Below are 21,396 nucleotides of genomic sequence, written 5' to 3' on the forward strand. Positions count from 1 at the left end.
CCGGACCGGAACGACGCCGAAAGGCCCGCCATGCCCCACCAAGCCCCCTCGACGGCCCCCCGCGCCGGCGCCGCGCGGAACCCCGGCGACCGCCCGGCGATCCGGCTCACCGGGCTGCAGAAGCACTTTTCCGAGGTGCGCGCGGTCGACGGCGTCGACCTCGACATCCCGCCGGGCGAGTTCTTCTCGATGCTCGGCCCGTCCGGCTCCGGCAAGACGACCGTGCTGCGGCTGATCGCCGGGTTCGAGCTGCCCACCTCGGGCAGCATCGAGCTGGACGGCCGCGACGTCAGCGACCTCGCGCCGTTCGACCGTGACGTGAACACGGTTTTCCAGGACTACGCGCTGTTCCCGCACATGTCCGTGCAGCAGAACGTCGAGTACGGGCTGCGGGTGAAGGGCGTCGGCAAGGCCGATCGCCGGCTGCGCGCGGAACAGGCGCTGCGCACGGTGCGGCTCGAGGAGTACGGGCGGCGCAAGCCCTCGCAGCTCTCCGGCGGCCAGCGTCAGCGGGTGGCCCTCGCGCGCGCCCTGGTAAATCGCCCGAAAGTGTTATTGCTGGACGAGCCCCTGGGCGCGTTGGATCTCAAACTGCGTCAAGCGATGCAGGTGGAGTTGAAGCAGATCCAGCGCGAAGTCGGCATCACGTTCGTCTTCGTGACGCACGACCAGGACGAGGCCCTGACGATGAGCGACCGCATCGCGGTGTTCAACGCCGGGCGGATCGAGCAGGTCGGCACCCCCGTGGAGGTGTACGAGCGGCCGGCGACCGCGTTCGTGGCCGGTTTCGTCGGCACGTCCAACCTGCTCAGCGGCCGCGGCGCGGAGGCGGTGATCGGCCGTCCGGGTGTTTTCAGCATCCGGCCGGAGAAGATCACCATCGACGGAAACCTCGCTTCACCAGCGGGGCCGGGCGAGACCAGCGCGACCGGAATCGTCACGGATGTCGTATACGCCGGGTCCACAGTGCGCTACGCTGTCGCGCTCGATGCGGGGGGTCAGTTGTCCGTTGTCCGCCAGAACATCAGTGCTCCGACCGAGTTCGCCGATGGTCGCGTCCGACTGAGCTGGCGCCGCGAACACAGTTTCCGGGTCCCCGAAGCCGGTTAGTCCTCACGGGAAGGTTTCTCTCGACATGAAGAACAGGAAGACGCTGCTCGTTGGCTTGTGCGGCGTGAGCCTCCTGCTCGCGGCCTGCGGCACGGCCAGTAACAGTTCCTCCTCGGGATCGGCGCCGGGCGCGCAGGGGTTCACCCCGCCGAAGCTGTCCGCCCTGACCGCGCTCGGCCAGCCCGAGGGGCAGCTGAACGTGCTGGCTTGGCCCGGTTACGCGGAAAACGGCTCGAACGACCCGAAGGTCAACTGGGTCACGCCGTTCGAACAGGAGACCGGCTGCAAGGTCAACGTGAAGCCGTTCGGCACCTCCGACGAGGCCGTGACGCTGATGAAGACCGGGGGCTACGACGTCGTGTCGGCTTCCGGCGACGCGTCGCTGCGACTGGTCGCTTCGGGTGACGTGGAGCCGGTCAACACCGCGCTCGTGCCGAACTACAACGACGTCTACCCGTTCCTGAAGAACAAGTCGTGGAACAGTGTCAACAACGTCGCGTACGGCATCCCGCACGGCTGGGGCGCGAACGTGCTGACCTGGCGCACCGACAAGGTGAACCCGGCGCCGACCTCGTGGTCGTCGATGTTCGACCCGAACTCGCCGTACAAGGGCAAGATCATCGCCTACGACTCCCCGATCTACATCGCCGACGCCGCGCTGTACCTGATGGCGCACCAGCCGGACCTGGGCATCAAGAACCCGTATGCGTTGGACGACAAGCAGTTCAACGCCGCGGTGGACCTGCTGAAGAAGCAGCGCCCGCAGGTCGAGGAGTACTGGGCGGACTACCTGAAGGAGGCGCAGTCGCTCAAGAGCGGCGACGGCACGATCGGCACCGCGTGGCAGGTGACGGTCAACCTGGCCAAGAGCGAGGGCGCGCCGCTGCAGTCGACGGTGCCGAGCGAAGGCGCCACGGGCTGGTCGGACACCTGGATGGTGGCCACGAAGTCGCAGCACAAGACCTGCGCGTACAAGTGGATGGACTACATCATCAGCCCGAAGGTGAACGCCCAGGTCGCCGAGTACTTCGGTGAGGCGCCGGCGAACAGCAAGGCCTGCGCCGAGTTCACCGACAAGTCGCTGTGCGACACCTACCACGCGAACGACGCCGCGTACGCCGCCAAGATCCAGTACTGGACCACGCCGATCCCGCAGTGCCTCGACGGCCGCACGGACGTCAAGTGCAAGGACTACGGCGACTGGACCCGCGCCTGGACCGAAATCAAGGGCTGACCCCCTCGTGAGTGTTTATGACGGTTAGAACCGTCATAAACACTCACAAGCCCCACAGCTCCAGGGGCGGCAGGCATCCTCCCCCTCGTCTGCCGCCCCTGGACCCCCTTCCCGCCAGCGTGTCCCGAAGGTGCCCGACATGACCGCCGTGAGCCCGCCGAGCCGCCGAGCTTCGGCCTTCTTCTTCCGCAAACCCCGGCTGCGCCTGACCATTCTGCTTTCGGCCCCGCTGCTCTGGCTCGGCCTGGCCTACCTCGGCGCGTTGGCCGCCCTGTTCATCACGGCGTTCTGGTCGACCGACGTGTTCACCGGCCAGGTGGTCACGGACTGGTCGTTCGACAACTTCGTCACGCTGTTCAGCGACTCGGTGTACCGCACGATCACGCTGCGGACCGTGGGCATCGCCGCGCTCGTCACGGTGGTGGACGCGGTGATCGCGTTCCCGATGGCGTTCGCTATGGCCAAGCTCGCTTCCCCACGCGCGCAACGGATCCTGGTGATCGCCGTGATGACGCCGCTGTGGGCCAGCTACCTGGTGAAGGCCTACGCCTGGCGGACCCTGTTGTCCGGCAACGGCGCGATCAACTGGCTGCTCGACCCGTTCGGCCTCTCCGGGCCGGGCTACGGCGTCGCGGCCACCGTGATCACGCTGTCCTACCTCTGGCTGCCGTACATGATCCTGCCGATCTACGCCGGGCTCGAACGGCTGCCGGACTCGCTGGTGGACGCTTCCGGAGACCTCGGCGCGAAGTCGTTCCGCACGTTCCGCTCGGTGATCCTGCCGCTGACCTTCCCGGCGATCGTCGCGGGCTCGATCTTCACGTTTTCCCTTTCGCTGGGTGACTACATCGCGGTGAAGATCGTCGGCGGCACGTCGCAGATGCTCGGCAACGTCGTCTACGACAACATCGGCGCGGCCAACAACCTGCCGTTCGCGGCGACCGTGGCCACCGTGCCGGTCGTGATCATGCTCGTGTACTTGGCCGTGGTGCGCCGCACCGGCGCGCTGGACAATCTCTAGGAGGCTCCCGGTGCGGATGTCGAAGACCGCCAGGGCGCTGCTGTGGACGGCGCTCGGGGCCGGGTTCGCGGTGATCTACTTCCCGCTGTTGGTGGTGCTGCTGAATTCGGTGAACTCGGACACCACCTTCGGCTGGCCGCCGAAGAGCTTCACCCTGGAGTGGTGGGGCCGCGCGGTGACGAACGAGGGCGCGCTGCACGCGTTGTGGACCAGCGTCGAGGCCGGCCTCGCGGCCACCGCGATCGCGCTGGTGCTGGGCACGATGGCGGCGTTTGCCTTGCAGCGCTACCGGTTCTTCGGGCGCAACTCGATCTCGTTGCTGATCGTGCTGCCGATCGCGCTGCCCGGCATCGTCACCGGCATCGCGCTGAACAACGCGTTCCGCACCATCCTCGGCATCGACCTCGGCCTGCTCACGGCGATCATCGCGCACTCGACGTTCTGCATCGTGGTGGTGTTCAACAACGTCGTCGCGCGGCTGCGCCGGATGGGCGGCAACCTCGAAGAGGCGTCGATGGACCTCGGCGCCGACGGTGTCACGACGTTCCGCCTGGTCACCTTCCCGATGCTGCGCTCGGCCCTGCTGGCCGGCGGGCTGCTGGCGTTCGCGCTGTCGTTCGACGAGATCATCGTGACCACGTTCACGCTCGGCACCGGTTTGGAGACCCTGCCGATCTGGATCTACGACAACCTGTTCCGCCCCAACCAGGCGCCGGTGGTGAACGTGGTGGCGGCGGTGCTGATCGTGGTCTCGACCGTGCCGGTGTACTTCGCCCAGCGGCTTTCGGGCGGCGACAGCGCCAGTGGCGGGCGGATCTAGCGGAACCCGTCGGTCGCCGCGCGCAGGGCGGCCAGGATCCCGGGGTCGTTCACGGCGTGGCCGGCCGCTTCGGTCAGCTGCAAGGAAGAACCCGGCCACGCGCGGTGCAGCTGGTACGCCGTGATGGGCGGGCAGACCGCGTCGTACCGGCCCTGCACCAGGACGCCCGGGATGCCGGCGAGACGGCCGGCGTCGCGGATCAGCTGGCCGTCCTCGAGCCAGGCGCCGTGGCGGAAGTAGTGCACGGCGAGGCGCGCGAAGGTCAACGCGAAATTGGGGCTGGCGTATTGATTCCGGAACGCCTCCTGCGGCAGCAGGGCGACCGTCGCGCCTTCCCAGACGCTCCAGGCGATCGCGGCGCGTTCGCGGACCCCGCGGTCTTCGGAGGCGAGCAGTTCGGCGTAGCCGCCCAGTGGGTCCTTACGCAGTGATTCCGGCAGCGGCGCCAGGAATTCCTCCCACTCCGCCGGGAACAGGTTCGCCGCGCCGCCGCGGTAGATCCAGTCCAGCTCGCTGCTGCGCACCGTGAAAACGCCGCGCAGCACGATTTCCGAGACCCGCGAAGGGTGCGTCTGCGCGTACGCCAGCGCGAGCGTTGATCCCCACGAGCCGCCGAACAGCTGCCAGCGCTCGATGTTCAGCCGTTCGCGCAGCAGCTCCATGTCGGACACCAGGTGCCACAACGTGTTCGTGGCCAGGTCCACGTCCGGCTCGCCGACGTTCGGCGTACTGCGGCCGGCGCCGCGCTGGTCGAACTGGATGATCCGGTAGGTGTCCGGGTCGAAGTGCCGGCGCGACATCGCCGCGATCCCGCTGCCCGGCCCGCCATGCAGCACCACCACCGGCTTGCCGTCCGGGTTTCCCGCGTCCTGGCAGAAGATCCGGTGCCCGTCGCCGACGTCGAGCAGTCCTTCGGCGCGCACCGGGAGCGGCGGGTAGAGATCGTCGTCCATGGCGGACACTCTGCCGGAACGCCGCGGATGGGTGGGGGCCCGCCCCCGCCGCCGGGCTGAGCGGGCCCCCAGTCTGTGTCGCGCGTCAGCAGCCCTCGGTGGCCGCCACGTTCGCGAATCCCTTTCCGGCACCGGTCACGGTGTTGCTCGCGCAGACCTTGTTCCCCTGCGCGGCGGCGACGACGTAGAAGCCGTACGCCGAGGGCGCCTGCACGTCGGCGGTGTTGCCCGAGAAAATGTTGTCCCGGCCCCAGCCGTCCACCTGCACGTGGACCTCGAACGAGCCGTACGTGGCGTCGTGCACGAAGACCTTGCTGCCCATGTTGCCGGTGACCAGGTAGCCGTTGCCCTTCACGTCGACCCAGCTGTCGGCGTAGTTCTCGCCGCTCTGGCCGGTGCCGTCGAAGGTGTTGCCGCGCAGCTCGCCGCCGGTGGTGCCCTCCTTGACGTCGATCGACTCGGCCCGCACGTTCGGCCCGATCTTGTTGTCCAGTGCCTTGTTGCGGTCGCTGTGGTCGGGCTGCCCGCCGGGCCAGTTGCTGTTCGCGGAGCCGAAGTAGATGCCCTCGCCGAAGCCGCCGTTGTCCTTGCCGGTGTCGGAGATCTCCGAGTTCTGCACGACGTTGTCGCTGCTCGTGTACTGGAAGTGGATGCCCTCGTTGCCGATGCCGGTGACCTTCAGGCCGTCCACCAGCGTGTTGTGCACGCCGAGCGCCATCAGGCCCTTCTGGCCGCCGGTGATGGTGAAGCCCGAGATCGTCCAGTAGCTGCCGGTCAGCTCGAGCCCACGGCCGCCGGACGCCTTCAGCACCGAGCTGCGCGGGCCGGTGAGCGTGATGCGGCCGGCCGCCGTGCCGTTGACCGCGGCCTTGAAATTGCCGGTGAACGTGGTGTCCGCGGCCAGCTGGATCGTCGTGCCGGGCGTCGCCGCGGCGAGCGCCGCCTTCAGTTCCGCGGACGTCGAGACCGGCACCGTCGCGCCGGAAGCGCTGGGTGCGGCCAAGGCGAGCAGTGCGGCGGCTCCGGCCGCCACAGCCAGAACCCGCTCACGTACACGCATCTCATCCTCCTCGTCGAGGGCTGGGCTCCGTGGTGTGCGGCGTTGGCGTAGACGCTAAGCCACCATCAGAACACCAGTCAAGGACATGATTGATGTTCAGATATGTGAACATCGTGGGATGGCACACGCCGCTCGCGGGTCTTTTGCCCGGTGTTAACCCGGCCCTGGTTAGATTTGCCGGGAATTCCCTGGATCGATGCCGAGAAAGGCTCCTGAATGTCCGCCGTTACCTATGTCGAGGCGATCGTCGTCGGCGCCTTGCAAGGGGTGTCGGAATTGTTTCCGGTGTCCAGTCTCGGGCACAGCATCCTGCTTCCGGCGTTGGTCGGCGGTACCTGGCAGCGTGATCTGAGCATCGGCAAGGACTCGCCTTATCTCGCCGTGCTCGTCGCGATGCACGTGGCCACCGCGCTCGCTCTCGTGCTGTTCTTCCGGCGCGACTGGGTGCGGATCATCGGCGGCCTCCTGACCTCGATCCGCCACCGCGAAGTGCGCACCGCGGACCAGCGCCTGGCGTGGCTGCTCGTGCTCGCCACGATCCCGGTCGGCATCGCCGGGCTGCTGCTGGAAAGCGTGCTGCGGGACTTCCTCGGCAAGCCCGTGCCGTCGGCGATCTTCCTGGCCCTCAACGGCGGGGTGCTGTTCGCCGCCGAGCGCTTCTCCCGGCCGAAGCGGTCGGCCGAACCCGCAGCTCGGCGGTCGGAAGACACGGTGGACTTCTCGGCGGAGGAGACGCTCGTGATGCGCGCGGTCACCGTCGAGGAGACCACCGACGCGCGGCTTTCGAAGCTCGGCGTCGGCGAGGCGGTGCTGATCGGCTCGGCCCAGATCCTCGCGCTGCTGCCGGGCATCAGCCGGTCCGGCATCACGATGGTCGCGGGTCTGCGAAGGGGGCTGGGGCACGAGGACGCGGCGCGCTTCGCGTGGCTGCTCGCGACGCCGGTGATCCTCGCCGCGGGCGTGCTGAAGCTGCCGTCGTTGTTCACGCCGGAGAACAGCCCTTCGCTCGGCCCGGCGCTTGTCGGAAGCCTTGTCGCGGGGGTCGCGTCCTATATCGCTGTCCGTTTTCTGACGAAATACTTCGAAACGCGCACCTTGACGCCGTTCGCGATCTACTGCTTCGTCGCCGGAATCGGCAGCCTGCTCTTTTTCACGTTGTGAGGGTGGTGTCCGGCCCGAATTCCGGGAAGGGGACACTATCGCTATCGAACCTGCGGCGAATGTGCCTCCGCTGAGCGGGGCCACTCTCTTCACGGCCTGGACCATCGACATCCCGGCCGTCGTCGTGGTGCTCCTGCTGGGCTCGGCGTACCTGTTCGCCGTACGGCGGCAGCCGGTTTGGTCACCCGGACGGACCACCGCGTTCCTCTCCGGGCTCGCGACGATCGTCCTGGTCACCTGCTCGTTCCTCGGCGTCTACGACACCACGCTGTTCTGGGTCCGGGCGACGCAGAACACCGTGCTGCTGATGGTGACGCCGCTGCTGCTCGCGCTCGGCGCCCCCGTCACGCTGCTCATGCGCACCGCGTCGCCGGGCCTGGCCGCGGTGCTGCGGCGCTACGGCCGAAGCGGCTTCGCGCGGTTCATCACCTTCCCGCTGTCGGTCACCGTGGTGCTGATCGCGCCGTTCCTGCTGATCTACCTGACGCCGTTGTACGAGCTGACGCTGGACTCGCCGGTGGTCGCCGGGCTCGTCCGCCTGGCTTTGGCGCTGGGCGGGTTCCTCTACTTCTACAGCCGCGTGCAGCTCGACCCGACCCCGCGCGGCGGCTCGCACCTGGTGTCGGTGTGGATCTCGTTCACCGAGGTGGTGTTCGACGGCGCGCTCGGGCTCGTGCTGTGGCTCGGCCCGGTGCTCGCGCCCGCGCATTACGCGGTCGCGCACCCGGGCTGGGGCCCGGACCCGCGCACGGACCAGATCGTCGGCGCCGGGGTGCTGTGGATCGGCGGCGACCTGGCGGGCCTGCCGTTCGTCGGCGCGCTGTTCATCCGCTGGGCCCGAGACGACGAGAAGCGCGCGGAGCAGCTCGACCGGCGTCTGGACGACGAAGAGGAAGCCGGAGCCGCCCCGTCCAGCGGGCTCTGGTGGGAGAACGATCCCGAACTGGCGCAACGGTTCCGCCGGCAGTGACTACTTCCCCGTACCGCCGTCAAGGCCTCCTTACCCGCGTCGGACGCAGGCAAGGAGGCCTTGACGGAACGCGGTCAGTGGAAAGCGTGCTCCGGAGCGGGGAACTCGCCGCGCCGGACGTCTTCGGCGAACGCCGTCGCCGCGCCCTGCAGCACGCCGGCCAGATCGGCGTAGCGCTTCACGAACCGCGGCGCCTTGCCCCGGCGCAGGCCGGCCATGTCCTGCCAGACCAGCACCTGCGCGTCGCAGTCCGGGCCGGCGCCGATGCCGACGGTCGGGATCTTCAGCTCGTGCGTCACCCGCTTCGCGGCCTCGGCCGGCACCATCTCCATGACGACCGCGAACGCCCCGGCCTCCTGCAGTGCCAGCGCGTCGGCGAGCAGCACGTCCGCCGCCTCGCCGCGCCCCTGCACCCGGTAGCCGCCGAGGTTGTGCTCGCTCTGCGGGGTGAAGCCGATGTGGCCCATCACGGGCACGCCCGCCGAAGTGAGCGCCTCGACGTGCGCCGCGAACCGGCGTCCGCCTTCCAGCTTCACGGCGTGGGCGCGGCCCTCCTTCATGAACCGGACCGACGTGGCCAGCGCCTGCTCCGGCGAGAGCTGGTAGGAGCCGAAGGGCAGATCGGCGACCACGAGCGCCCGCTTGACCGAGCGCGTGACGCCGCGGACGAGCGGCAGCAGCTCGTCGACGGTCACCGGCAGCGAGGTGTCGTAGCCGAACACGTTGTTGGCGGCGGAGTCGCCGACGAGCAGCACCGGGATCCCGGCCTCGTCGAACAGCTCCGCAGTATACATGTCGTAGGCGGTGAGCATCGGCCAGGGCTCGCCGCGCTCCTTCAGCTCGCGCAGATGGTGGATGCGCACCTTCTTCGCGGGCGCTTGCGCGGGAGCCGCGGGGCCGGAGCCGTACGGTGCGGCCACCTCTTCGGCGGATCCGCCGGGCGTGCCTTCGGCAGGGGTCTTCTGGGCAGACATCGTCGTCGACCGTCCTTCCCTCGAGGCCTCGAAGAGGTCCCCGGGTCGTGGAGCAGATGCGGTTCAAAGCGTGACACGCCCCGACGGCGCCCCCAAGCCCGTGCGACCAGCTTCACACGGCGGTGGCCTGCGACTCGGGGATGAGCCGCGCTCAGCCTCCCGGGTGATGACCGGAGACAACCAACCGCTGTTCACTGGCGTCCTTGAAGTCGTCGTGACAACCACGACCATCGCGGAGAAAGGCAACGATGGGAACCCCTGCGAGCGCGCGCCCGCGCATCCCCGGCTGGAAGGCAAGGGCGGGTGGCCTGACTGCCACCGTCGTGCAGCTGGCGGCCGTCTTCTCGGTTGTCCTCCTCATCGCCGGCGGCAGTCACGGCCGCCTGCTCAACAGCATCGACATGGCGTTCTCCGCGCTCAGTGTGCCGACCAGCGCGAGCCTGGTGATCGTCCTGCTGCTGGTGGTGCTCGGCGGCGCGCTGCGAAGGCGCAAGAAGGCCGCGCTGTACACGCTGCTGCTGTTCCAGGTCGCCGGCCTGCTGCTCACGCTGGCGATGCAGGCGGTGCTGCTCTGGGCGCCGAGCCTGCTCACGCTCGGCCCGCGTCAGCTCCGGCACATTCCGGCGCAGATCTGGGCGCTCACCGTCGCCGACGTGCTCTCGGTCCTGCTGATCGTGTTCCTGCTCGCCCTGCGCCCGGCGTTCCCGGCGCGGCTCGCCCCCGGGGCATGGCGCGACGGTCTGTCGATGCTGATCGGCGGCCTGCTCGTGGTGATCGTGCTCGGCTGGGCGCTGAGCGAGGCGTTCCCCGGCACCCTCGGCGACACCTGGGAGCGGTTCGCCTGGGTGGTCAACCACGCGACCGGTGAGAACGTGCAGCTGCGGCGCATCGGCGTCGGTGAGGGCCCGGCGTGGCTCGACGTGTTCCTGGATCTGGGCGCGACCTTCGTCGCCACCGCCGCGCTGTACATGCTCTTCCGCGGCGTGCGCAGCCGTCGCCTCCGCACGGACGACGAAGAGCTGCGCCTGCGCCGGCTGCTCGCGGAGTACGGCGAGGACGACTCCCTCGGCTACTTCGCGACCCGCCGCGACAAGAGCGTGGTCTTCGCCCCGAACGGCCGCGCCGCGGTGACCTACCGCGTGCTCGGCGGCACGAGCGTCGCGAGTGCGGACCCGATCGGCGACCCCGACGCGTGGCCGGACGCCGTGCGCGCGTGGCTCGACGAAACTCGTTCCTACGGCTGGACGCCCGGCGCGCTCGGCGCGAGCGAGCGTGGCGCCAAGGTGTACGCGGCCGCGGGCCTCAAGGCGCTGGAGTTCGGCGACGAGGCCGTGCTGGACATCCGCGAGTTCTCGCTGACCGGGCCCGAGCGCAAGTCCGTGCGCCAGGCCGTGAAGCGGATCGAACGGGCCGGCTACACGTCGCGGGTGCGGCGCCACAGCGAGATCCCGGACGACGAGATGACCGAGCTGCTCAAGCACGCCCAGCAGTGGCGGGGCGCGGAGACCGAGCGCGGGTTCTCCATGGCGCTGGGCCGGCTCGGCGACCCGAGCGACGGCCGTAGCGTGATGGTCGAGGCGTACGACGCCGAGGGTCGGCTGCGCGGGATGCTGTCGTTCGTGCCGTGGGGCCGTCGTGGGCTCTCGCTCGACCTGATGCGCCGCGACCGCGACGCCGAAAACGGGCTGAACGAGTTCATGGTCGCCGAGGTCGTCGCGGCCGGGCAGCAGCTGGGCGCGCAGCGGATTTCGCTCAACTTCGCCATGTTCCGCGCGGTGTTCTCCGAAGGCGAGCGGATCGGCGCCGGGCCGGTGCTGCGCGCTTGGCGAGGCGTGCTCGGTGTCGCGTCACGCTTCTTCCAGCTGGAATCGCTGTACCGCTCGAACGCGAAGTACGGGCCGGACTGGGAGCCGCGCTTCCTCTGCTACTCCTCGGCTCGACGGCTGCCGCGCGTCGGCATCGTCGCCGGCGCGCTGGAGGGCTTCGTGCCCACGGGCCGGTCGCGCTCGCTGCGGCTGGAGAACGTGGGGGAGGAGTTCGTCGCCGAGGCCAAGCGCATCGACGAGTCCTCGGCGAAGGCCGCGCCCAAGACCGCGCGACGGCCGGAGCAGGTGCGGGTGCGCGTCGCGAAGCTGGACAAGCTGCGGGAACTGGGCATCGATCCGTATCCGGTGGGTTTCGGCCGGGAGGATCTGCTGGGCGACATCGTGCGGAAGTACGCGGATCTGGGGCCGGATGCGCAGACCGGGCACCGGGTCCGGATCGCGGGCCGGGTGCTGGCGTTGCGGACGTTGGGCGGATTGTGTTTCGCGCGGATCAAGGACTTCTCGGGTGAACTGCAGTTGATGCTGGACGCTCGTGAGCTTGATCTGTCGGGGTGGCGGGGTGGCGTCGACCTTGGTGATCACGTGGGTGTGAGTGGCCAGGTGGTGACGTCGCGGCGTGGTGAGTTGTCGGTTCTGGTCGATGAGTGGACGGTGACGGCGAAGTGCCTGCATCCGTTGCCGGACAAGCGGAAGGGCTTGACGGATCCGGAGACGCGGGTGCGTCAGCGGTATCTGGATCTGGCGGTGAATCCGGAGTCGGGGCAGATGCTGCGGTTGCGGTCCACTGTGGTGCGGGCGGTGCGGGAGCGGTTGCACCAGGGTGATTATCTCGAGGTCGAGACGCCGATGTTGCAGACTGTCCACGGTGGAGCGAACGCGCGGCCGTTTGTCACGCACATCAACGCGTATGACATGCGGATGTATTTGCGGATCGCGCCGGAGCTGTATCTCAAGCGGCTGTGTGTCGCCGGGGTGGAGCGGGTTTTCGAGCTGAACCGGAACTTCCGCAACGAGGGCGTGGACGCCACCCACAACCCCGAGTTCACGATGCTCGAGGCGTATCAGGCGTACGCGGACTACAACTCGATGCGCGTGCTGACCCGCGAGCTGGTGCAGTACACGGCCGAAGCGGCGTACGGCGCGCAGATCGTGCGCCGGTTCGACGCGGACGGGCGCGTGGTCGAGCACGACATCTCCGGTGACTGGCCGGTGATCCCGGTGCACGAGGCGGTTTCCGCGGCGCTGGGCGAGGAGATCACCTCGTCGACCTCGGTGTCCGAGCTGCGCCGGCTGTGCGCCGCGGCGGGGGTGCCGGTGCCCGAGGAGGCCGGGCACGGTGACCTGGTGCTGAAGGCGTACGACCATCTGGTCGAGGGCCAGACGGTGCTGCCGACGTTCTACACCGACTACCCGACCGACGTGTCGCCGCTGACCCGGCAGCACCGCGTCGACCCGCTGCTGGCCGAGCGCTGGGACCTGGTGGCGTTCGGCCTGGAGGTCGGCACTGCCTTCACGGAGCTGACCGACCCGATCGAGCAGCGGCGGCGGCTGGAAGCCCAGTCACTGCGCGCGGCGAGCGGGGACGTCGAAGCCATGGAACTGGACGAGGACTTCCTGCTGGCGCTCGAGCACGGCATGCCGCCCACCGGCGGGCTCGGGATCGGCATCGACCGGCTGCTGATGATGCTGACCGGCACCTCGGTCCGGCAGACGGTGCTGTTCCCGTTCGTCCGCCCGCACGGCTGAGTGACGGGGCGATCGCTGGTCGTGAGCCTTGCTGTGCAATGAAAATCACGGCTGTGACACCATCGCGCGCAACGTCGCACTTTGTCCCTTAGGGTGTCCCGGTGCGTGCTGCGCGAATCGCTGCGGTGGTCCTGTTCATCGTCGGACTGGCGGCGTATTCGGCGTGGTTGCTGGAGTTCGTGGTCCCGACCGGGCTGTCTTCGCTGCAGAGCCCGGCCGAGGACCTGCTGGGGGCGGACCCGGTGTTCCGCGTCGCGCGCGGGGTGGCGGGGCTCGCGTTCGTCCTGTCCGGACCGCCCCTGATGCGGCTGGCCCCGGTGCACTGGACCGGCCGGCTCAGCGCGATCGCCGTGTGCCTGTTCGGCTTCCTGATGCTGGCCGACGCCGCCTGGCCGGGGACGCGACTCATCGACGTGGCGGCCAACCTGGTGTTCGTGGCGGGCGCGCTGAGCCTGGTGCTGTGGTGGCCGCCGCGCTGGCGCGAGTGGGCGGTCGGCGGCCTGGCGCTGGTGCTGGTGACGTGGGCGCTGGTGTTCGTCGCGGGGCTGCTGGGGCCAGGGCATCTGGAGGGCTTGTTCACGCGGGCGCAGCTGGTGGTGCGGACGGTGCTGCTGGCGGTCGGCGTCACGTACGTCTTGGTGATGCCGGCGCCGCGGCGGCTCTGAAAATTGTCGGTGGTGGCTGGGATGCTTCCGGAGTTCGGGTGAGACCCCCTTCTGGAAAGTGAGGCCCATCATGGCGGGAAGCGTCCCTCCGGTGACCGACGAGCGCAGCGGCCTGCTGGCGTACCTGGCCCAGCAGCGCCACGTGATCCGCATAGCGGCCCACGGATTGTCCGACGAGCAGGCCAGAGCCGTGCCGAGCGCCAGCGACCTGAGCGTCGGCGGCCTGGTGAAACACGCGGCCAACACGGAGAGCGGCTGGATCGATGTGGTGCTGCAGCAACCACAGAAGCCCTTTGACGACGCGATGGCGGACTATTTCGACAACTACCGCCTGGGGGAGTCGGAGACGCTGGCGTCGGTGCTGGACCGGTACGACCGCATCGCCGCCCGCACGGAAGAGGTCATCGCGGGCATCGAGGATCTGGGCCAGGCCGTGCCGGTGCCCCAGGGAGTGCCCTGGTACCCGAAGGACGTGGAAGCCTGGTCGGTCCGCTGGGTGCTCCTGCACCTGATCGAAGAGACCGCCCGCCACGCCGGCCACGCCGACATAATCCGCGAATCCCTGGACGGCGCCACGGCGATGCCGCTGATGGCCGCCGCGGAGGGCTGGCCGGAATCCGATTGGGTCAAACCTTGGCGAGGTGCTCCGGTCGCTGGTTGAGGGATTTCTGTTTCACGCTCGCCGGGTTGCTGGTTGCCAGGTCATGGGCCGCGGGGGTTGCGGTTGCCAGGGCCGCCGGGCTGCGGGCCTGCCGGTCGCCGGGCAGTTGGTTGACGGTCTCCGGTCGACGGGTTTCTGGTTGGCAGGTCTGGTCTCCGGTCCCCGAGACGTCGGGTCGCCCCACGGGGTGGCCTGGGTCTCGGGTTACCGAGGCGCCGAGTGCTGCGGATGAGCCGGGCGCTGCGGAGGAGCCAGGCGCCGCAGAGGAACAAGGCGGCTATGGATTTGCTCCCTGAGTTTCTGGGCCAACCGCGCATGTGGCAACCGTGCTCGTGGCCTTCAGTGGAACGTCGGCCGGATTCGCCTTCCCCGGAACGGAATCGGCCGCTAGAAGAGGGTCGGTTCGTCCGCGATGGCGCCTTCGATCACGAGCATGGTCCGCTTGGTCCGGACACCGCCGTGCGCCGAAAACCCGCCGTCCTTCCCGCCCGCGGCCAAAACACGGTGGCAGGGCACAACAATCGGAAACGGGTTGTGCCCCATGGCTTGCCCCACGGCCTGCGCCGCCCCCGGCATCCCCAGCCGATGCGCGATGTCCCCGTACGTCACCGTCTTCCCCGGCGAAACCGCCCGCGCGACCTCGTAGGCCCGCCGATTGAACTCCGGCACCCCACTGAAGTCGAGCCCCACCTCACCCAAATCCCGCCGCTCCCCACCCAACAACGCGACAATCCCCAGCACCGCCGCCCGCACCACATCCGGCACCCGCACTACATCCGGCACGCGTCCTGACTCCGGCACCGCCTCGCCTCCCACGTCCGATGCCAGCCCATGCCCTGCCTCAGGTGCCGCCCCGGTTCCAGCCTTCAGCGCAGACGCGCGCTCCACCTCTGGCGCCGGTTCACCCGCTGCCCCCGACGATGGCTCGCGCGCTGCCTCCGACACCGGTTCGTGCCCTGCCCCAGAGCCCAGCCCGCGATCCGTCCCACCCGAGGACCTATCACCGGGAACGTCCGCTCCGATCTCCGACACCGGGACCTCCACCGCGTCCGGAAACCTGGCCCGCAGCCGAGCGCGGGTGCGCGCCTCAGTGCCCTCCGGCAGCGTGGTGCCCACCAGCAACTCGCCCTGCCAGGCCACGCCGCACGGGCCGATCGGGGTGCCGAACACGGTGAACGAAACCGTCATCGCACCAGCGTACGAGCCACCACCGACAGAAACGCCGCCCGCCCGAACGCCCCAACCCGAACGCACCAAGCGCGACGACACGACGCCGCGCCCTCGTCCAAGCCCCGGACAGGCACCAGCAAGATATACAGCAAAGGTGTACAGTCGCGCTGTATTAATCACCAAGAAGGAGCCCCACAGTGCGCCTCACCAAACACGCCCACGCCTGCGTCGAACTGGCCAAGGACGGCACCTCGATCGTCTTCGACCCGGGCACGCTCTCGCCCGGAGCGAAGGACGCCGTCGCGCGCGCCGGGGCCGTTTTCGTCACCCATGAGCACTTCGATCACTTCGACGAGGCCCTGGTGGCCGAGGCCCTCGAGCTGCAGCCGGAGTTGCAGGTCTTCGGGCCGGCGGCCGTGCTGGAGAAGCTCGGGGACCACGGTGGCCGGGTGCGCGCCGTCGTGGCCGGTGACGTCACCGAGGCCGCCGGCTTCAGGCTCACCGTGCACGGCGAGCGCCACGCCTCGATCCACCCGGACATCCCGAACGTCGAAAACGTCGGATACCTCGTCGATGGCTCCCTGTTCCACCCCGGCGACGCCTACTTCGCACCGGGCGTGCCGGTGTCCACGCTGCTCCTGCCGACCAGCGGCCCGTGGACGAAGCTGGGCGAGGCAGCCGACTTCGTCCGCGCCGTCCGGCCGGAGCGCGTCATCCAGATCCACGAGCTGATGCTCAGCGACCTCGGCCGCCAGTCGACCGCCGCCCTGCTGGGCGAAAACGGGCTCACCGGCGTGGCCGTCACCGAAGTCCCCGCCGGTGACAGCGTCGAGCTGGCCGGGTGACGGCGGAGGTGGACAGCGACCGGCTCGCGGAGGACCTGCGCGCGGCCGTCGGGCACCTCGTCCGCGCCGCGCGGACGACGGGCACTCTGCCGGCCGGTGAAGCGGCCGTCCTCGGCCACCTCGACCGCGAAGGCCCCGCCACGACGGCGGAAATCGCGCAGTGGCGCCAAATCCGCCACCAGACGGCGGCCCGGATCGTAAAAGACCTCGTCGACGCCGGACTCGTCCGCACCGCACCGCACGAGAGCGACGGCCGCAAGGTGGTCCTCCACATCACCCCCGACGGACGCGCCCGCCTCGGCAGCCACCGCCGGGCCCGCGCGGACCGCCTCGCCGCCGCCATCGACGACGTCCTCGACCCAGCCGAACGCACCGAACTCGTCCGATGCGTCGACCTGCTGACCCGCCTGACCGGCCACCTCCGCCAGGAGCCCTGACGGAAAAAGGGCCTCCCCGACGCGCCGAGCGAGGGGAGGCCCTTCGTGTTGCGGAGGCCCTTCGTGTTGCGGAGGCCCTTCGTGTTGCGGAGGCCCTTCGTGTTGCGGAGGCCCTTCGTGTTGCGGAGGCCCTTCGTGTTGCGGAGGCCCTTCGTGTTGCGGAGGCCCTTCGTGTTGCGGAGGCCCTTCGTGTTGCGGAGGCCCTTCGTGTTGCGGAGGCCCTTCGTGCTGCGGAGGCCCTTCGTGCTGCGGAGGCCCTTCGTGCTGCGGAGGCCCTTCGTGCTGCGGAGGCCCTTCGTGCTGCGGAGGCCCTTCGTGCTGCGGAGGCACCGTCCAATGGATCGGATCGGCCCCGGTCAAGCGGATCGGGCCTCATCGGATCGCTCGGGCGCTGCCGCCGCTCCGGGCCGCAGCCAACTCGGGCCGCCGTGCCGAGCTGCCGCGGACCTACCTGTCGTCAAACCGATCCGCAGCCGACCAGCCCAACCCAAACCAGACTCAACCCAAACCAGACCCAGCCCAGCCAGACCCAGCTCAGTCAGTCTTTCCGTTCCCGCCAAGCATTGGTGATCGGCAACCGCCGGTCCCGTCCAAAAGCCTTGAACGTGATCTTCGTGCCCGGCGGGTACTGCCGCCGCTTGTACTCCGCCTTGTCGACCATCCGCACGACGCGGTCGATCGTCTCCGGGTCGAAGCCGGCTTCCAGCAGGTCGGCGTAGCCGCGGTCGCCCTCGACGTAGTCGTCCAGGATGTCGTCCAGCAGGGCGTAGTCCGGCAGTGAATCCGTGTCGACCTGGCCGGGGCGCAGTTCCGCGGACGGCGGCTTGCTGATCGAGTTCTCCGGGATCGGCGGGGTCTCGCCGCGTTTGGCCGCGTCCTCGTTGCGCCACCGGGCCAGCCGCCACACGTGCGTCTTGAACAGGTCCTTGATCGGCGCGAACGCGCCCACCGCGTCGCCGTACATGGTCGAGTAGCCGACGGCCAGCTCGGTCTTGTTGCCGGTCGCGAGGACCAGGTGACCATCCGAATTGGACAGTGCCATGAGGAGCATCCCGCGGGTGCGCGCCTGGATGTTCTCCTCCGCCAGCCCGGTCAGGTTCAGCTGCTTCACGTACACCGCAACCATTTCCTCGACCGATTCCACGCGGTAGTGCGCGCCGATCCGCCGGGCCAGGTCCGCCGCGTCGTCCTTCGAGTGGCCGGACGAGTACTTCGACGGCATCGAGACGCCGTACACGTTTTCGCCGCCGAGCGCGTCGGCCGCCAGTGCCGCCACCACGGCCGAGTCGATGCCGCCGGAGAAGCCGAAGGTGACTGACGAGAAGCCGTTCTTGTGCACGTAGTCGCGCAGGCCCACCACCAGCGCCGACCAGACCTCGGCCTCGTCGGACAGCGGCTCGCTGAGCACCGGGTCGGTCAGCGGCGGGTACGCCGGCAGCGGCTCCTCGCTCAGCACCCGGCGCCGGACGTGCAGCCCGGCCAGCTCGCCGTCGGCCGCGTGGCCGCCCGCGGTCAGCTCCATGTCCAGCACGAGCAGGTGCTCGACGAACTGCGGCGCGCGCGCCAGCAGCGCCCCGTCCGCGCCGACGACCAGTGAGTCGCCGTCGAACACGAGGTCGTCCTGGCCGCCGACCTGGTTGGTGTAGACCAGCGGCGCGCCCGCCTCCGCGGCCCGGCGCGCGACCAGCGGCAGCCGCTGCTCGTCCTTGGCCCGCTCGTACGGCGAGGCGTTCGGCGACACCACCAGGTCGACGCCGGCGCGGCCGAGCGCGGAGATCGGCCCGCCGTCCTGCCAGATGTCCTCGCAGATCACCATGCCGACGTCGATGCCGTGCAGCCGCACGACCTCCAGCTCGGTGCCCGGCTTGAAGTAGCGGTGCTCGTCGAAGACGCCGTAGTTGGGCAGGTGGTGCTTGAACTGCCGGGCCACGACCTCGCCGCGGTACAGCGCCGCGGCCGCGTCCCGCGGGCCCACCTCGTCGAAGTCGAGGTAGCCGACGTAGGTCAGGATCTCGCCGCAGCCGGCCTCGTCGAGGCGGCGCGCGAGTTCGTCGACGGATTTGCGGGACGCGGCGGCGAACGTCCGGCGCAGCGTCAGGTCCTCCACCGGGTAGCCGGTCTGGGACATCTCGGGGAACACGACGACGTGGGCGCCGGCCTCGGCGGCCTTGCGGGTCCACTCGACGGTGAGCGCGGTGTTCCCGTCGAGGTCGCCGACGGTGGTGTTGACCTGGGCCAGTGCGATGCGCAGTTGCGGCATGCCGCCATTCTGTCCCACCGCGGCACCCCCAGCCGAGCGAATGTGGGCGGAAATGCTCGTGAGTGTCTATGACGGTTAGAACCGTCATAGACACTCACGAGCCATTTTCCGGCTGGGTCAGGCCTTCTTCATCTTCATCATGCTGCGCACCCGCTTGATCGTCTGCTCGAAGTCCGAGTCGAACGGGTTGTCGTGCACCAGGTAGGTCCACGTGGTGTTCGCGCGCCGCACGCCGTTGTCGGCCAGGTCGAGGCCGTCGTCGGTGATCTCGGCTTCCTCCAGCGTCTTCGCCGCGCGCGTCGCCGCCTCCGGGATGATCTTGTGGAACTCCGGGATGGCCGCGCGGTGGAACTCGTCCAGCGGCGTCTCCCGGGCCAGCGCCCGCAGGTGGATGCTCTCGCGCACGTCGGTCAGGTACGCCAGGTGGTCGGACCAGAGCTGGTCGACGTGGAACAGCAGCACCTCGCGGGACAGCTGCTCCAGCCGGTCCTGGTCGTCCAGCTTCTCCTTCAGCTCGGCGAACTTCTCCGGGTGCGCCTTCTCCAGGCCCTCGGCCGCCAGGCCCGTGCGCAGCACCTTGTCGCGGTGCTCCAGCAGCTCGGCGCGCTGCCGCTCGATCAGCCGCGTGTAGCGCCAGGTGTTGCGGTGGATCTCCAGGTCGACGCCCTCGGCCACGCGCTGGGCGTGGTTGATCTGCCGGTGCGCGGCCGGGTCGGTGACCTCGCCGGTCTCCGGGTCGGAGTCGATGCCCTCGGGGATGTCCGGCGCGTTCGACAGCACCAGGTCGTCGTTCAGGCTGGCGAAGAAGATCGCGCTGCCCGGGTCGCCCTGACGGCCGGAGCGCCCGCGCAGCTGGCCGTCGAGCCGGCTCGACGGGTACCGCGCGGTGCCGATCACGTGCAGGCCGCCCAGCTCGGCGACCTCCTCGCGGCTCGCGCCCTCGGTGCCGCCCAGCCGGATGTCAGTACCGCGGCCCGCCATCTGCGTGGACACGGTGACCGCGCCCTTCTTGCCGGCCTCGGCGATGATCGCGGCCTCTTCGGCGTCGTTGCGCGCGTTCAGCACCACACACGGCAGGTCGGCCTTCGCGAGCTTGTCCGCCAGCTCCTCGGACTCGGCGACGTCCTGGGTGCCGACCAGGATCGGCCGCCCGGTCTCGTGCACCTTCCGGATCTCCTCCTCGATCGCGCGCAGCTTCTGCGACGGCGACCCGAAGATCCGGTCCGGCTGGTCTTCGCGGACGTTCGGCGTGTTCGGCGGGATCACGGCGACCTCGAGCCGGTAGAACTCGCGCAGCTGCTCGGCCACCGCCACGGCGGTGCCGGTCATGCCCGCGACCTCCGGGTACCGCGCGAGCAGCGCCTGCACGGTGATCGAGTCGAGGATCTCGCCGCGGTCGGTGGCCGCCACCTGCTCCTTCGCCTCGACGGCCGCCTGCAGGCCGTCCGGCCAGCGCTGCAGCTCGGCGACGCGGCCGCGGGCGGCGTTGATCAGCTGCACCTTGCCGTCGCGGACCAGGTAGTCGACGTCGCGGGTGAGCAGCGCGTGGGCGTGCAGCGCGACGTTCACCGCGGCGAGCCGGTCGGAGCCGGAGTCGCCGTAGAGGTCGATGCCGCCGAGCGACTTTTCGACCACGGACGAGCCGGCGCTGGTCAGCCAGGCGTTGCGGCCGTCGGAGTCGGTCTCGTAGTGCAGGCCCAGCCGCAGCCGCCGGACGACGGTCGCGACCTCCTCGTCGGCGTCGTTGTGGTCGATCGAGCCGGCCATCACCAGCGGCACGCGCGCCTCGTCGACGAGCACCGAGTCGGCCTCGTCCACGATCGCGATCTCGGGGGCGCCCTGCACCAGGTCGTCGACCTCGGTCACCAGGCGGTCGCGCAGCACGTCGAAGCCGATCTCGGCGACGGCGCCGTACGTGACGTCCTTGCCGTACGCCTCCTTGCGCTGCTCACGCGAGTGCGCGGGCTCGACCCAGCCGACGGACACGCCGAGCAGGTCGTACACCGGGCCCATCCACTCCGCGTCGCGTCGCGCCAGGTAGTCGTTCACGGTGACGACGTGCACGCGCTTGCCGCGCAGCGCGTGGCCCGCGGCGGCGAGCGCGCCGGCGAGCGTCTTGCCCTCACCGGTCTCCATCTGCACGACGTGCCCGCTGAGCAGGCCCATGGTGCCAAGCACCTGCACGTCGAACGCCCGCTCGTCGAGCGCCCGCCGGGCCGCCTCACGGCCGAGCGCGCACACCTCGACCAGCTGGTCGTCGCTGAACGTCGTGGTGCCGTCGAGCTGCTCGCGCAGCTTGCCCGCGCGCTCGGTGAGCTCGGGGTCGGACAGCTTTTCGAGCTCGGGTTCGAGCTTCTCGACTGCGGGCAGCAGTGCCTCGTAACGCGTCAGCTCGACGCTGCCCGGCCGCTGGATGATCCGGCGGAGCCGCTTGCCCACCCGGCTGATCAGTGCCACCCCTGGTCTCCCGTCCTGTATAACGC

The 21,396-nt window shown here is 69.6% G+C and carries 17 protein-coding genes; 11 read left to right on the top strand and 6 right to left on the bottom strand.

The window, feature by feature from the left end; all coding sequences use genetic code 11:
- Nucleotides 1-30: 30 nt before the first annotated feature.
- The 4 genes from OG371_RS21640 to OG371_RS21655 all read left to right on the top strand — a co-directional run bounded on the left by OG371_RS21640 (nucleotide 31) and on the right by OG371_RS21655 (nucleotide 4,185).
- The gene (locus tag OG371_RS21640) at nucleotides 31-1,110 is read left to right on the top strand and encodes an ABC transporter ATP-binding protein (RefSeq protein WP_329071951.1); all 1,080 of its coding nucleotides are present in this window, start codon (nucleotides 31-33) and stop codon (nucleotides 1,108-1,110) included.
- A 25-nt stretch (nucleotides 1,111-1,135) separates the two neighbouring features.
- Nucleotides 1,136-2,344 carry an ABC transporter substrate-binding protein gene (locus OG371_RS21645; protein WP_329071953.1) on the top strand — a complete coding sequence of 403 codons (1,209 nt, stop codon included), beginning with the start codon at nucleotides 1,136-1,138 and terminating at the stop codon, nucleotides 2,342-2,344.
- A 139-nt stretch (nucleotides 2,345-2,483) separates the two neighbouring features.
- Complete coding sequence (locus OG371_RS21650) at nucleotides 2,484-3,365, top strand: ABC transporter permease (protein WP_329071955.1); 882 nt, start codon at nucleotides 2,484-2,486, stop codon at nucleotides 3,363-3,365.
- 16 nt (nucleotides 3,366-3,381) lie between these two features.
- Nucleotides 3,382-4,185 carry an ABC transporter permease gene (locus OG371_RS21655; RefSeq protein ID WP_442876175.1) on the top strand — a complete coding sequence of 268 codons (804 nt, stop codon included), beginning with the start codon at nucleotides 3,382-3,384 and terminating at the stop codon, nucleotides 4,183-4,185.
- Here OG371_RS21655 and pip read toward each other — a convergent pair.
- On the bottom strand, nucleotides 4,182-5,138 hold the full coding sequence (gene pip, locus OG371_RS21660) for a prolyl aminopeptidase (protein ID WP_329071959.1): 957 nt from the start codon (nucleotides 5,136-5,138) through the stop codon (nucleotides 4,182-4,184). The two genes, OG371_RS21655 and pip, sit on opposite strands and share 4 nt — an antisense overlap.
- Before the next feature lie 85 nt (nucleotides 5,139-5,223).
- Nucleotides 5,224-6,198: a right-handed parallel beta-helix repeat-containing protein gene (locus tag OG371_RS21665; RefSeq protein WP_329071961.1), complete on the bottom strand. Its 975-nt coding sequence runs from the start codon at nucleotides 6,196-6,198 to the stop codon at nucleotides 5,224-5,226.
- Between the two features lie 216 nt (nucleotides 6,199-6,414).
- On the opposite strand from OG371_RS21665, the gene OG371_RS21670 reads away from it, so the two are divergent.
- Together OG371_RS21670 and OG371_RS21675 are read left to right on the top strand one after the other, a co-directional pair.
- Nucleotides 6,415-7,359, top strand: a complete 945-nt coding sequence (locus tag OG371_RS21670) for an undecaprenyl-diphosphate phosphatase (RefSeq protein WP_329071963.1) — start codon at nucleotides 6,415-6,417, stop codon at nucleotides 7,357-7,359.
- 61 nt (nucleotides 7,360-7,420) lie between these two features.
- The gene (locus tag OG371_RS21675) at nucleotides 7,421-8,329 is read left to right on the top strand and encodes a cytochrome c oxidase assembly protein (RefSeq protein WP_329071965.1); all 909 of its coding nucleotides are present in this window, start codon (nucleotides 7,421-7,423) and stop codon (nucleotides 8,327-8,329) included.
- Between the two features lie 74 nt (nucleotides 8,330-8,403).
- Here OG371_RS21675 and panB read toward each other — a convergent pair whose 3' ends face one another.
- Nucleotides 8,404-9,303: a 3-methyl-2-oxobutanoate hydroxymethyltransferase gene (gene panB / locus OG371_RS21680; RefSeq protein ID WP_329071967.1), complete on the bottom strand. Its 900-nt coding sequence runs from the start codon at nucleotides 9,301-9,303 to the stop codon at nucleotides 8,404-8,406.
- 248 nt (nucleotides 9,304-9,551) lie between these two features.
- Here panB and lysX point away from each other — a divergent pair, with 248 nt between their 5' ends.
- From lysX to OG371_RS21695, 3 genes are all read left to right on the top strand, one after another.
- Entirely contained in the window at nucleotides 9,552-12,875 is a 3,324-nt protein-coding gene (gene lysX / locus OG371_RS21685; RefSeq protein WP_329071969.1) for a bifunctional lysylphosphatidylglycerol synthetase/lysine--tRNA ligase LysX, read from the top strand.
- A 101-nt stretch (nucleotides 12,876-12,976) separates the two neighbouring features.
- Complete coding sequence (locus tag OG371_RS21690) at nucleotides 12,977-13,540, top strand: hypothetical protein (RefSeq protein ID WP_329071971.1); 564 nt, start codon at nucleotides 12,977-12,979, stop codon at nucleotides 13,538-13,540.
- Nucleotides 13,541-13,610: 70 nt separating this feature from the next.
- On the top strand, nucleotides 13,611-14,201 hold the full coding sequence (locus tag OG371_RS21695) for a DinB family protein (protein WP_329071973.1): 591 nt from the start codon (nucleotides 13,611-13,613) through the stop codon (nucleotides 14,199-14,201).
- Nucleotides 14,202-14,588: 387 nt separating this feature from the next.
- Here the strand turns inward: OG371_RS21695 and OG371_RS21700 are convergent, their stop codons facing one another.
- Entirely contained in the window at nucleotides 14,589-15,089 is a 501-nt protein-coding gene (locus tag OG371_RS21700; protein ID WP_442876176.1) for a methylated-DNA--[protein]-cysteine S-methyltransferase, read from the bottom strand.
- Nucleotides 15,090-15,568: 479 nt separating this feature from the next.
- Between OG371_RS21700 and OG371_RS21705 the strand changes: the two genes are divergently transcribed.
- Together OG371_RS21705 and OG371_RS21710 are read left to right on the top strand one after the other, a co-directional pair.
- Entirely contained in the window at nucleotides 15,569-16,216 is a 648-nt protein-coding gene (locus OG371_RS21705; protein ID WP_329071975.1) for an MBL fold metallo-hydrolase, read from the top strand.
- The gene (locus tag OG371_RS21710; RefSeq protein ID WP_329071977.1) at nucleotides 16,213-16,653 is read left to right on the top strand and encodes a MarR family winged helix-turn-helix transcriptional regulator; all 441 of its coding nucleotides are present in this window, start codon (nucleotides 16,213-16,215) and stop codon (nucleotides 16,651-16,653) included. Before OG371_RS21705 ends, OG371_RS21710 begins: the two co-directional genes overlap by 4 nt.
- 538 nt (nucleotides 16,654-17,191) lie before the next feature.
- On the opposite strand, the gene OG371_RS21715 is transcribed toward OG371_RS21710, so the two are convergent.
- On the bottom strand, nucleotides 17,192-18,913 hold the full coding sequence (locus OG371_RS21715) for an NAD+ synthase (protein WP_329071979.1): 1,722 nt from the start codon (nucleotides 18,911-18,913) through the stop codon (nucleotides 17,192-17,194).
- A 117-nt stretch (nucleotides 18,914-19,030) separates the two neighbouring features.
- The gene (gene secA2, locus OG371_RS21720; RefSeq protein WP_329071981.1) at nucleotides 19,031-21,370 is read right to left on the bottom strand and encodes an accessory Sec system translocase SecA2; all 2,340 of its coding nucleotides are present in this window, start codon (nucleotides 21,368-21,370) and stop codon (nucleotides 19,031-19,033) included.
- Between the last annotated feature and the right edge of the window lie 26 nt (nucleotides 21,371-21,396).

The organism is Amycolatopsis sp. NBC_01480, assembly GCF_036227205.1.
Classification (GTDB): domain Bacteria; phylum Actinomycetota; class Actinomycetes; order Mycobacteriales; family Pseudonocardiaceae; genus Amycolatopsis.